The organism is Mesorhizobium sp. WSM4904 (assembly GCF_029674545.1).
Classification (GTDB): Bacteria; Pseudomonadota; Alphaproteobacteria; order Rhizobiales; family Rhizobiaceae; genus Mesorhizobium.
In genome coordinates this window covers 3,584,464-3,597,093 of record NZ_CP121354.1, presented here as the reverse complement: position 1 = coordinate 3,597,093, position 12,630 = coordinate 3,584,464, and the positions used below count along the sequence as shown (strand labels likewise).

The 12,630-nt window shown below is 65.8% G+C and carries 10 protein-coding genes and 1 riboswitch; of the genes, 5 read left to right on the top strand and 5 right to left on the bottom strand.

What is annotated here, in order from left to right; translation table 11 throughout:
- The 5 genes from QAZ47_RS17120 to QAZ47_RS17100 are packed head-to-tail and all read right to left on the bottom strand — an operon-like array spanning position 1 to position 4,068.
- Entirely contained in the window at positions 1-1,320 is a 1,320-nt protein-coding gene (locus QAZ47_RS17120) for an NADH-quinone oxidoreductase subunit E (RefSeq protein WP_278230140.1), read from the bottom strand.
- Positions 1,321-2,511 (bottom strand): NADH-quinone oxidoreductase subunit D, encoded by a 1,191-nt coding sequence (locus tag QAZ47_RS17115; RefSeq protein ID WP_278072853.1) that lies wholly within the window; start codon positions 2,509-2,511, stop codon positions 1,321-1,323.
- Between the two features lie 9 nt (positions 2,512-2,520).
- Positions 2,521-3,126 carry an NADH-quinone oxidoreductase subunit C gene (locus QAZ47_RS17110; protein WP_278201906.1) on the bottom strand — a complete coding sequence of 202 codons (606 nt, stop codon included), beginning with the start codon at positions 3,124-3,126 and terminating at the stop codon, positions 2,521-2,523.
- Between the two features lie 4 nt (positions 3,127-3,130).
- Positions 3,131-3,712, bottom strand: coding sequence for an NADH-quinone oxidoreductase subunit B (locus QAZ47_RS17105; RefSeq protein WP_013531090.1), 582 nt, complete (start codon positions 3,710-3,712; stop codon positions 3,131-3,133).
- Positions 3,703-4,068 carry an NADH-quinone oxidoreductase subunit A gene (locus QAZ47_RS17100; RefSeq protein ID WP_149791214.1) on the bottom strand — a complete coding sequence of 122 codons (366 nt, stop codon included), beginning with the start codon at positions 4,066-4,068 and terminating at the stop codon, positions 3,703-3,705. Before QAZ47_RS17100 ends, QAZ47_RS17105 begins: the two co-directional genes overlap by 10 nt.
- A 335-nt stretch (positions 4,069-4,403) precedes the next feature.
- Between QAZ47_RS17100 and QAZ47_RS17095 the strand changes: the two genes are divergently transcribed.
- From QAZ47_RS17095 to cobG, 5 genes are all read left to right on the top strand, one after another.
- A complete protein-coding gene (locus QAZ47_RS17095; protein ID WP_278230139.1) occupies positions 4,404-5,603 on the top strand; it encodes a winged helix-turn-helix domain-containing protein in 1,200 nt (399 codons plus the stop codon).
- A gap of 30 nt (positions 5,604-5,633) precedes the next feature.
- A riboswitch (cobalamin riboswitch) is annotated at positions 5,634-5,842 on the top strand.
- Positions 5,843-5,881: 39 nt separating this feature from the next.
- Positions 5,882-6,307, top strand: a complete 426-nt coding sequence (locus QAZ47_RS17090; RefSeq protein ID WP_278230138.1) for a DUF1636 family protein — start codon at positions 5,882-5,884, stop codon at positions 6,305-6,307.
- 2 nt (positions 6,308-6,309) lie between these two features.
- Positions 6,310-7,347, top strand: a complete 1,038-nt coding sequence (gene cobW, locus QAZ47_RS17085; RefSeq protein ID WP_278230137.1) for a cobalamin biosynthesis protein CobW — start codon at positions 6,310-6,312, stop codon at positions 7,345-7,347.
- A 31-nt stretch (positions 7,348-7,378) separates the two neighbouring features.
- The gene (gene cobN, locus QAZ47_RS17080; protein WP_278230136.1) at positions 7,379-11,143 is read left to right on the top strand and encodes a cobaltochelatase subunit CobN; all 3,765 of its coding nucleotides are present in this window, start codon (positions 7,379-7,381) and stop codon (positions 11,141-11,143) included.
- Complete coding sequence (gene cobG / locus QAZ47_RS17075; protein ID WP_278230135.1) at positions 11,140-12,630, top strand: precorrin-3B synthase; 1,491 nt, start codon at positions 11,140-11,142, stop codon at positions 12,628-12,630. The genes cobN and cobG overlap by 4 nt, the downstream gene beginning before the upstream one ends.

Here is a 12,630-nt window from a genome sequence, read left to right as displayed (position 1 = left end):
TCAGACCGGCTTCTTGCCGAAGACGCGGATGTATTCGGCGACGCCGCCCTTGGCGAGCGCCTTGGCCTGCTTCACCCAGTCGTCGCGCTCGATGCGGCCGCGGAAATTGAGATAGCCGTCGACCCATTCGCGCTCGGCCTTCTTCCACGAGGCAACCTGCGCGAAAGTGTAGATGCCGAGCGAATGCAAGGTGCCCTCGATCTTCGGACCGACGCCGGAAATCAGCTTCAGATCGTCGACCGCTGCCGGCCGCTCGATGCCGGCCGGGCGGTTCTTGTCCTCAAGCGAGGGCTTGCCCGTCTTTGAGCTGGCATCTGCCTTGGCGGCGGGCTGCTTGGTTTCCGGCGATTTGAACGCCGCGGCCGGCTCGGCCTTTGTGATCGGCCCGCTGCGCGGCTTCGAAACCCCTTCGACTTCCGGAGAAGCCTGGTTGGCGTTTGCCGCGGAGTGACGCGGCGCCCTGACGCTGGCCGCCTTTTCGGTGGCCGGCGAAACCTTGACCGGCGACGGCGTCGTCAATGCCGGGCTTGTTTCGGGCGCATCCGTCTTCGGCTTGCTGGTTTTCGAAGGTCCGACCGGAGCCGATGGCGCGGCAGGCTCCTGCGAGACGACGGCGGCCGGCGCGGCAGCCGGCGCCGAGGCCGCAGCCTCCTTGGCCGCCTTCGCCGCTGCCTTGGCTTCCTTGTCGCGGGTCGACTTCAGGATCGCCTTCTCGCTCTTCAGCGTCGTCAGCCCGGACGCCGGTTCTGAGCCGTTGCGGCCATTCTGAGGACCCGGCTTAACTTCGGCGCCCTTGCCCGCTTCATAGAGATCGATGATCTCGGCGAGGCGTTCCGGCGTCAGGTCCTCGAACGTATCCTTGAAGATCATGACCATCGGCGCGTTGACACAGGCGCCGAGGCATTCGACCTCCTCCCACGACAGTGTGCCCTTTTCGTTGGTGTGGAACTGATCGTGATGGATCTTCGACCGGCAGACATCCATCAGCGCTTCCGAGCCGCGCAGCATGCAGGGCGTGGTGCCGCAGACCTGGATATGGGCGCGGGTGCCGACCGGATTGAGCTGGTACTGCGTGTAGAAGGTCGCGACCTCGAGGCCGCGGATGCGCGGCATGCCGAGCATGTCGCAGATCGTCTCGATCGCCGCCTTGGTGACCCAGCCTTCCTGTTCCTGCGCCAGCATCAGCAAGGGGATGATGGCCGATTGCTCGCGTCCCTTGGGATATTTGGCGATCCACTGCTTGGCCGCCGCCGCATTCTCCTTGTTGAAGGTGAAGGACGCTGGCTGGACGCTGGCTTCTGCGAGACGGCGGACTGACATTTAGCGATCGACCTCACCAAACACGATGTCGAGGGAGCCAAGCACGGCGGTGACGTCGGCCAGCATGTGGCCGCGGCACAGGAAATCCATGGCCTGCAGATGCGCGAAGCCTGGCGCCCGCAGCTTGCAGCGATAGGGCTTGTTGGTGCCGTCGGAGACGAGATAGACGCCGAACTCGCCTTTCGGCGCCTCGACGGCAGCATAGACCTCGCCTGCCGGCACGCGGTAGCCCTCGGTATAGAGCTTGAAGTGATGGATCAGCGCTTCCATCGAGCGCTTCATCGCCGCGCGCTTCGGCGGCACCACCTTGCCGTCGAGGTTCGAGACCGGACCGGCGCTTTCCTTGCCGAGCAGCAGGTCGACGCACTGGCGCATGATCTTCGCCGACTGGCGCATCTCTTCCATGCGCACGAGATAGCGGTCGAAGCAGTCGCCGTTCTTGCCGACCGGGATGTCGAAATCCATCTCGGAATAGCATTCATAGGGCTGCGCCTTGCGCAGGTCCCAGGCAGCGCCCGAGCCGCGCACCATCACGCCGGAAAAACCCCAGGCCCAGGCGTCGGCCAGCGACACCGTGCCGATATCGACATTGCGCTGCTTGAAGATGCGGTTGGGCGTGAGCAGCGCGTCGAGGTCGTCGATCGACTTCAGGAACGGGTCGATCCACTTGCCGATATCCTCGATCAGCTTCTGCGGCAGGTCCTGGTGCACGCCGCCCGGCCGGAAATAGGCCGCATGCATGCGCGAGCCGGAGGCGCGCTCGTAGAACACCATCAGCTTTTCGCGTTCGACGAAGCCCCATAGCGGCGGGGTGAGCGCTCCGACGTCCATCGCCTGCGTCGTCACATTGAGGATGTGCGACATGATGCGGCCCATTTCGGAATAGAGCACGCGGATCAGCTGGCCGCGCTTCGGCACCTCGATACCGAGCAGCCGCTCGGCGGCCAAAGCGAAGGCATGCTCCTGGTTCATCGGCGCGCAATAGTCGAGCCGGTCGAGGTAGGGCACGGCCTGCAGGTAGGTCTTGGCCTCGATCAGCTTCTCGGTGCCGCGATGGAGCAGGCCGATATGCGGATCGACGCGGTCGACAACCTCGCCGTCGAGCTCAAGAACCAACCGCAAAACACCGTGCGCTGCAGGGTGTTGAGGCCCAAAGTTAATGTTGAAATTGCGGACGGAGGTCTCAGCCATTCTGGCGCCTCAATTCGTCTTGGCTTTTTCATCCCCCGGCAGGACGTAGTCCGTCCCTTCCCAGGGAGAAAGAAAATCGAAATTGCGGAATTCCTGCTTGAGCTCGACCGGCTCGTAGATCACGCGCTTCGCCTCGTCGTCGTAACGCACCTCGACGAAGCCGGTCAGCGGAAAATCCTTGCGCAGCGGATGGCCGTCAAAGCCGTAGTCGGTGAGGATGCGCCGCAGGTCCGGATGGCCGGAGAACAGCACGCCGTAGAGATCGTAGGTCTCGCGCTCGTACCAGTCGGCGCCGGGGTAGACTGAGGTCAGCGACGGCACCAGCGTCTCTTCGTCGGCCTGGACCTTGAGGCGGATGCGCCCATTCTGCTTGGGCGACAATAAGTGGTAGACGACGTCGAAGCGCTTGGCCCGCGACGGGTAGTCGGCCCCGCAGATGTCGATGATCGAGATGAACTGGCAGCGCGGATCGTCGCGCAGGAAGGTCGCCACCTCGATCAGATTGCCCGGCTCGACGGAAACCGTCAGCTCGCCATAGGCAAGCACGGCTTCGCCGATACGGCCGGAGAGCTTCTCGCCGAGATAGGTGGAGAGTTCGTTCAACGCCAAGGCCATTGGTTCACCGTTCGATCGTGCCGGTGCGGCGGATCTTCTTCTGCAACAGAAGAATGCCGTAGAGCAGCGCTTCCGCGCTCGGCGGGCAGCCGGGGACATAGATGTCGACCGGCACGATGCGGTCGCAGCCGCGCACCACCGAATAGGAATAATGGTAGTAACCGCCGCCATTGGCGCAAGAGCCCATCGAGATGACGTAGCGCGGCTCCGGCATCTGGTCGTAGACCTTGCGCAGCGCCGGCGCCATCTTGTTGGTCAGCGTGCCGGCCACGATCATGATGTCGGACTGGCGCGGAGACGCGCGCGGCGCGACGCCGAAGCGCTCGCTGTCGTAGCGCGGCATCGAGGTGTGGATCATCTCGACCGCGCAGCAGGCGAGGCCGAAGGTCATGAACATCAGCGAGCCGCTGCGCGCCCAGGTGATCAGCGCTTCGGTCGAAGTGACGAGGAAGCCCTTGTCGGCCAGCTCATTGTTGATTTCCAGGAAGAAGGGATCGTCCTCCCCCACCGGCCTGCCGGTGTTGGGGTCGATGATGCCCTTGGGCTTCGGCGCGACGAGGGTGCCTGAACTGTCGTTCAATCCCATTCCAGCGCTCCTTTTTTCCATTCATAGGCAAAGCCGATGGTCAGCACCGCCAGGAACACCATCATCGACCAGAAGCCGAGCATGCCGACCTTCGAGAAGGACACCGCCCATGGGAACAGGAAGGCGACCTCGAGATCGAAGATGATGAACAGGATCGACACTAGGTAGAAGCGGATGTCGAATTTCATGCGGGCGTCGTCGAAGGAGTTGAACCCGCATTCATAGGCGGAAAGCTTTTCCGGGTCGGGATTGCGGTAGGCCACCAAGAACGGCGCGATGATCAGCGCGAGACCGACGACCATCGCCACTGCGATGAAGAGGACGATGGGCAGATACGAACTTAGGAGTGCGCTCATGCGGCGACTTTCCTTTGGCGGGCCAGTTCACTTTGATTACAGCAACGGACTCTAATGCGGAAGCGTGACAGTTTAACCGCTGAACCGTTTTAAAGGGGCCCATGCTGCAACGCGGCGAGGGTTAGCGCAGCGGTTTCGGCGACGCAAGTCAAACCTTGTTCAAAATCCGGCGCTGGACGCCATATCGGAAGAAACTGGTCCGATCCGCTCCTGTTTGATTTCCTTCACTTTTTACTCCACTTTTCTCTCCTGACATATCTCCCGCCATTTGCCTGCTAGCATGGCTGGAATCACCGGCTGGAAATCAGGTAAACGGATCGAGGCAAAGGCACCTGATGAAGGAAAAAATCTCTCTTCGCATGGCAAGGCGCATCGCGCTCGGCGCGCAGGGTTTTACGGACCCTCGTCCGGGCGGCGAGCCCAACCGCCGGCACCTCGCCCGCGTGCTCTCCCGGACCGGCCTGCTGCAGATCGATTCCGTCAGCGCGGTGGTGCGCGCCCATTACATGCCGCTCTATTCGCGCCTCGGCCCCTACCCGCTTGCGCTGCTGGACAATGCAGCCGTGACCCGCAAGCGCGCCATCTTCGAATATTGGGCGCACGAGGCGTCGTTCCTGCCGGTCGAGACCTATCCGCTCCTGCGCTGGCGCATGCAGCGCGCCGAACGCGGCGAGGAAATGTATCTCGGCCTCGCCAAATGGGGTCGTGAGCGCAAGACGATGATCGACGAGATCTATAAAGAAGTCGCAGAACGCGGGCCGATCGCCGCCTCCGACATCGAGGGCCACAAGGGCAATGGCGGCTGGTGGGGCTGGAGCGAGGCCAAGCACGCCTTCGAATGGCTGTTCTGGGCCGGACGCATCACCACCGCTTACCGGCGCGGCTTCGAGCGCTACTACGACCTGCCCGCGCGCGTTTTGCCGCAGGCCGTGCTCGACCTGCCTGTACCCTCGGTCGAGGACGCGCATCGCGAATTGCTGCGCATTTCCGCCCGCGCCCATGGCATCGCCACCTATGGCGACCTGCGCGACTACTTTCGTCTGGCACCCGGCGACACCAAAGACAGGATCGAGGAATTGGTCGAGGCCGGCGAGTTGCTGCCGGTGCGGGTCGAAGGCTGGGACAAGATCGCCTATCTCCACAAGGACGCCCGCCTCCCGCGCAGGGTCGAGGCGCGCGCGCTGCTCGCCCCGTTCGACCCCGTCGTCTTCGAGCGCACGCGGACGGAAAAGCTCTTCGACTTCCGCTACCGCATCGAGATCTACACGCCGGCCGAAAAGCGCCAATACGGCTATTACGTGCTGCCCTTCCTGCTCGGCGACCGGATCGTCGCGCGTGTCGACTTGCGGGCCGATCGCCCGGCCAGCGTGCTGCGCGTCCACGCCGCCTATGCTGAAGCCGGCGCTCCGCCCGAAACGGCTGCCCAATTGCTCGAAGAGCTGAAGCAGATGCAATCCTGGCTCGGCCTGGAGGCGATCGAGGTGACGCCAGCCGGCGACCTTGGACCGGCGCTGGCCGACATCCGGGTGTCGTAGCCGCGCGTTGACAGGCGCATAGTCGTAAGCCTAAATCCTGACCCAGACGGTCTCCTCCCGGCAAAGGGAGGAGCCAAGAGGGAATGCGGTGCGGAGTTGAAAAATTCCAAATCCGCGGCTGTCCCCGCAACTGTGAGCGACGAGCCTCAGCCGAAAACCACTGGGATGTCCCCGGGAAGGCGGCACGAGAAGGCGATGACCCGCGAGCCAGGAGACCTGCCGTCTGAGACTTTAAGTATCCGAACGCCCGGCGGGTTTTCCGGGCAAGGAGCCTGGTTTTGGATCGCAACGGCAGTTTCCCGGCAAGCAGTGCGGACATTTCGTCCGAGTCCGACGCGTTGGCCGGCGTGACCGTCATCGTCTGCTCGTCCTGCCGCGGCGAGAGCGGTTCGGACGCGCATCCGCGCGCCGGCGCCCTGCTGGCCGAGGACACGCGCAGCGCAGCGTCGGGCCAGGATATCCGCATCCGCACTGTCGAATGCCTCGGCAATTGCAAGCGCCGCCTGAGCGCCGCGCTTTTGCGCGACGGCTGCTGGAGCTATGTCTTCGGCGACCTGGAAACGACCAGCGGCGCCGACCTCGTCGCCGGCGCGAAGCTCTTCGCCACGTCGACCGATGGCCTCATCCCGTGGCGCGGCCGGCCTGATTCCCTCAAACGCGGCCTGGTTGCTCGTATCCCGCCTCTCGATCTCCTGAAGGACTGACCATGAACGCTTCCGTTTCCCGTGTTCCGTGCACCGTCGTCACCGGCTTCCTCGGCGCCGGCAAGACGACGCTGATCCGCAACCTGCTCGAAAACGCCAAGGGCAAGCGGCTGGCGATCATCGTCAACGAGTTCGGCGAAGTCGGCATCGACGGCGAGATCCTGAAGGGCTGCGGCATCGACACCTGCCCGGAGGAGAACATCGTCGAGCTCGCCAATGGCTGCATCTGCTGCACCGTGGCGGACGATTTCGTGCCGGCGCTCGACCAGATCCTGTCGCGCTCGCCGAAGGTCGACCACATCCTGATCGAAACCTCCGGCCTGGCGCTGCCGAAGCCGCTGGTTCAGGCCTTTCAGTGGCCGACGGTCAAGAGCCGCGTCACCGTCGACGGCGTCATTGCCGTGGTCGACGGCCCGGCGTTGGCCGGTGGCCGCGTCGCCTCCGACATGGACGCGCTCCAGGCGCAGCGCGCCGCCGACGATTCCCTCGATCATGACGATCCGGTCGAGGAGGTGTTCGAGGACCAGATCGCCTGCGCCGACCTGATCATCCTGTCGAAGAGCGACCTGATGGACGCGGCGGGCTCGGAGCGCGCCAACGCCGTCATCGGCGAGCATGTGGCGCGTGCCGTGAAGGTGGTGCCGACGACGCACGGCAAGGTCGATCCGTCGGTCCTGCTCGGCCTCGGCCTTGCCGTCGAGGACGACATCGAGAACCGCAAGACGCATCACGACGACGAGCTCGACCACGAGCATGACGATTTCGACTCCTTCGTCATTGATATCCCGTCGATCTCGCATCCGGACGAGCTGGCAAAACGCGTCGCCCTCGCCGCCGAGCAGGAAAACGTGCTGCGCGTGAAAGGCTTCGTCGAGGTCGGCGGCAAGCCGATGCGGCTGCTGCTGCAGGCCGTCGGCCCGCGCGTCAATCACTATTACGACCGCGCCTGGACGGCTGCGGACGATCGCCGCTCGCGGCTCGTCGTCATCGGCCTCAAGGGGCTGAATCGCCCAGCGGTCGAGCGTATCCTCGCCGGCTGAGGCAAGCACGAAAAGCCCAACACGAAAAGCGATGCATATCCTCACCACGACATCCGCCTCGCTCGACGATCTCGCCGAGCCGATCGACCTCAGGCAGACGCCTGCGGATGTCGTGGCGCTGTCCTTCACCGACAGCGACCTTGCCGGCCTCGCCGCCGCCTGGAAGGCGGACGCTGAAAGACTGCCCTCGATGCGGCTTGCTGCCCTTCGCGACCTGCGCCACCCGATGTCGGTCGATCTCTGGATCGACAGCGTCGCCCGCCATGCCAAGATCGTCCTGGTCCGCATTCTCGGCGGTTACGACTGGTGGCGCTACGGCTGCGACCAGCTTGCGGCGGTCGCACGCGAACGAAACATCAAGCTGGCGCTGCTGCCGGGCGAAAGCCATGACAAGGATCAGCGCCTGATCGAAGGCTCGACGCTGCCGCGCGCCGAGCTCGACGCCTTACTCGGCTATTTCCGCGAAGGCGGCCCGACCAATATGGCTGTGTTGGTGCGGAGATTGGCCCGACTGGCTGGGTCGGATGCGGTGGTGACCGAGCCGGTTAAGGTGCCGAAGGCGGGGTATTATCGAGCTGGATTGGGGGTTGTGGAGAAGCCTGAGTTCATTGATGTCGGCGTTCCTTCGCACCCCCCTCTGTCCTGCCGGACATCTCCCCCGCAAGGGGGGAGATCAGCCGTCACCAGCCCCGGCGCCTCTTCTGCTAACTCAACAACAGAATCTTTGGCAGCATCTGCGATTGGCGAAATCGTCGACGACAGCTCAATCTCCCCCCTTGCGGGGGAGATGTCCGGCAGGACAGAGGGGGGTGTGACGGAACGCGACGCCGACAGCGTCAACGCTCCTGTTGTCCCCATCCTCTTCTACCGCTCGATGCTGCTGGCAGCCGACGTCGCGCCGATCGACGCTCTCGCGGAAGCGTTGAGGCTGCAAGGCATGACTCCAGCGCCGATCTTCGTTTCCAGCCTCAAGGATCCGGCGTCCTTGGCCTTTGTCGAAACCGCTTTCACCTCGCTGAACCCTGCCGCCATCATCACCGCCACCGCCTTCGCCTCCGGCGCCGAGCCGGGCGCAGAAACGCTCTTCGACCGCGCCGGCGTGCCTGTATTCCAGGTCATCGTCGCCACGACGAGGCGCGAGATCTGGGAGAAGAACCAGCGCGGCCTGGCGCCCGCCGACCTTGCCATGCATGTCGTGCTGCCGGAGCTCGACGGCCGCATCCTGGCCGGCGCGATCGCCTTCAAGGGCGAGGTTGAAACCGATCCGGCGCTCGCCTTCCGCGCCTTCGCCAACCGGCCGGAGGCCGATCGGGTCGCGCAGGTCGCCAAGCGCGTCGCGGCCTTCGTTCGCCTGCGGCAGACTGAGCGGGCCGAGCGCAAGCTGGTGATCCTGATCCCGGACTACCCGAGCGCACCCGGGCGTACAGGCTATGCCGTCGGGCTTGACGTGCCGTCGAGCGTGCTCGCCATGCTGCATGACCTGAAGGAACAAGGCTATGCGGTTGATGGGATTCCGCAATCGCCGCGCGCGTTGCTGGATGCGCTGGAGGTGGGTGGGCACGGCGTTTCTTTGGAGGAATACCTAGCCTTTTCGGTCGAACTGCCGGAGCCGGCGCGCGATACGCTGGAGGCGGCATGGGGAAAGGCCAACGACGAAGATCACGTCAATGCGCCCCCCTCTGTCCTGCCGGACATCTCCCTCACGAGGGGGGAGATTGAGCTATCGCCTGCGCTTTCGCCAATCACAAACGTTGCAAGGGGGAAGCCAGCGTCCGAACTGCTGATCTCCCCCGGTGTGGGGGAGATGTCCGGCAGGACAGAGGGGGGCGCGACAGAACGCCGTGCTTTGCAGGCAGGCACCTCGCCAGGCTTCCCCTTCCGCGCCGCGACCTTCGGCAACGTCACCGTCGCTCTCGCCCCCGACCGCGGCCGTTCCGCCGACCGCCGCGCCGATTACCACGACCCGACGCTGCCCCCGCGCCACGAGCTCATCGCCTTTGGCCTCTGGCTGCAGAAATCGCTCGGCGTGCACGCAATCGTCCATGTCGGCGCGCACGGCACGCTGGAGTGGCTGCCGGGCAAGACGGTCGCGCTCTCCGACACCTGCTTTCCGGAGATCGTCACCGGCTCGCTGCCGGTCGTCTATCCCTTCATCGTCTCCAATCCCGGCGAGGCGGCACAGGCCAAGCGCCGCATCTCGGCCGTCACGCTCGGCCATCTGCCGCCGCCGCTCACCGGCGCCGGTCTGGACGAAGCACAGCAGCGCCTCGAGCGTCTTGTCGACGAATACGCCCAGGCCGACGGGCTCGACCGTCGCCGCCGCGATCGGCTGGCGAAGCTGATCGTCGAGACCGCACAGAAGTCCGGTCTTGCGGCGGAGGCTGGCGTTGCCGGCACTGATGCGCCGGACGAAGCGCTGCGCCGCATCGACGCCTGGCTTTGCGACCTCAAGGATTTCGCGGTGAAGGACGGGCTGCATGTCTACGGCCGCGCGCCGCAAGACGAAGCAGATCCGCTGCGCCAGCAAAGCGCGGCGGCCGAAAAGGCTGCCTTGCTCGCCGCTCTCGACGGCCGCCACGTCAGGGCAGGCCCGGCCGGCGCGCCGGCGCGCGGCCGTTCCGACGTGCTGCCCACCGGCCGCAACCTCTTCACCTCCGACCCGCGCACCATGCCGACGCCGACCGCCTATGATCTTGGCCAGGCGGCGGCGGAAGAAGTCGTGCGGAGCTACATGCAGAGCCATGGCGACTGGCCCCGTTCGCTGGTCATCGACCTCTGGGGCTCGGCCTCTTTGCGCACGGGCGGCGAGGAGATCGCGCAAGGCCTGGCGCTGATGGGCTGCCGGCCGCAATGGGATGCCGCGACCGGGCGCGTCACCGGTATCGAGGTGCTGCCGCCGGCGACGCTCGGCCGCCCGCGCGTCGACGTCACTTGGCGCATTTCAGGCCTGTTCCGTGACATGTTCCCGACCCAGATCGCGCTGATAGACGCCGCCGCCAACGCGGTTGCGAGCCGCGACGAGGACGATACCGAAAATCCCCTCGCTGCAACGACCCGCGCTCGGGGCAAGGTCGGCCCGCGCATTTTCGGCACCTCGCCAGGAACCTACGGCGCGGGCGTCGAGGAATTGCTGTCGCGCGGCGAATGGGGGGCGCGCGAGGAGATCGGCCGCGCCTATCTCGAGGCCACCTCGCACGCCTATGGCGGCGCCGACGGCGAAGCGGTTGCGGCACCCGGCGCTTTCGAGGGCCGCATCGCCGAGGCCGATCTTCTCGTCCATACCGGCGATGATCCGGGGCGCGACATCCTCGAAGGCTCGGCCGACGTCGCCTTTATCGGCGGATTTTCGGCCGCGCTTGCTGCCCTTGGCAGGAATGCCGACGTCATCGTGCTCGACACGACCGATCCGAAGAAGCCGAAGCCGCGCTCGGTCAGTGAAGCGGTGTCCCGCGTGGTGCGGGCGCGTGCCATCAACCCGCGCTTCATCGCCGGCCAGATGCGCCACGGCCCGCGCGGCGCCTCCGAATTCGCCGAGACGGTCGACCGTCTCGTCGGCTTCGCCGAGACGACGCACGCCATTTCGGGCGCGCTGATCGAGGCGGTGCATGACGCCTATGTTGGCAACCCTGACGTCCGCGCCTTCCTGCTGCGCGAGAACCCAGCCGCAGCAAAAGTCATCGCCGAGCGGTTCCTGTCGGCGCGGCGGCGCGGGCTTTGGCATCCGCTCCGCAATTCGATCGACGACGATCTCGCGGCCTTGATCGCCAAGGCGCAGGCAAGCGAGGTAGCGGCATGAACGCGTTTTCACGGCGCGGCGCCTGCCCTGCCCTCAGTGCGCCGATGCAGACCGGCGACGGGCTGCTGGTGCGGCTCAACCCGGTCGCTGGAGGACTTTCGCCCGGATCACTGATCGGCCTCGGCGAATCCGCCTTGCGCCACGGCAACGGCATCATGGAAGTGACCGCGCGCGGCAGCTTGCAGATCCGCGGGCTGACGGCGGAAAGCGCGCGGCTGCTGGCGGCGGAGGTGGATGCGCTTGGCATTGCGGTGCGCACGGGCGTTCCGGTCGAGCTTGGACCGCTGGCAGGCATCGATCCCCAAGAGGTGGCCGACCCGCGCCCGCTGGCCCAGCGGATCAGGGCGGCTATCGAGGAGGCTGGGCTGACGGCAAGGCTGGGACCGAAGGTTTCGGTGGTTGTCGACGGCGGCGGGCAGTTGGGTTTGGAAGCGCTTACGGCCGATGTGCGGCTGAAGGCGGTGCAGACCACGGCGGGCGTCCAGTGGAGCGTGTCGGTTGCCGGCGACGCGCTTGGTGCGAAGCCACTCGCGACGGTCGATGCGGATGCCGCGCGCGACATCGCTGTTGCGGCGCTGAGGATGGTTGCCGAAAAAGGACGTGAGGCACACACGCAGGATTTGACAGAGCGGCAGTTGGTCTCGCTCGCAGGCTGGCATTCCTTCGCGCCCCCCTCTGTCCTGCCGGACATCTCCCCCACAAGGGGGGAGATTGGCAGCTTCGCCGCCGGCTCCCTCTCTGCAGCCAACCCGCATGTTCCGACCTCGGCGATTGGCGAAAGCGGCCGCGCCGGCCTGATCTCCCCCCTAGAGGGGGAGATGTCCGGCAGGACAGAGGGGGGCGCCGTAGAGCGCCATCGCGCGCCGATTGGCCTTTTCGACCTGAACGCAGCGCACGCCCTTGGCATCGGCCTGCCCTTCGGCAGCATGCCGGCGCAGCCTCTCATCGAACTCGTGGGGCAAGTCCTGCAACGCGGCTCCACCGAAATCCGCTTGGCGCCCGGCCGCGCCCTGCTCTTCCTCGGCCTCTCCTCATCAGCCTGCGCTTCGCTGCAAACCTCCGCCGCTACCCTCGGCTTCGTCACCTCCCCCGCCGACCCGCGCACCCGCATCGCCGCTTGTCCTGGCGCGCCGGCTTGCGCTTCCGGCCGCATTGCCGCCCGCGCCATCGCCGAGACGATCGCGACCGAAAGCGCCGACGTCTTCGATACCTCCATCACCCTGCACGTCTCCGGCTGCGCCAAGGGCTGCGCCCATCCCGGCCCGGCGGCGCTCACCCTTGTCGGCGACGAAAACGGAGCCGGACTTGTCGTGGACGGGACGGCAAAGGCCCTTCCTGCCGGATACAGGCCGGGCTATGACGCCGCGCGCGGGGTTGCCGGCATTGCCGCTGCAATTCGCAGCGCACGACATCCCGGCGAGACCGCCGCCGCCTGCCTGGCAAGGCTTGGCGCGGCCGGCGTCGCCGAACTCTATCGACGGAACTGA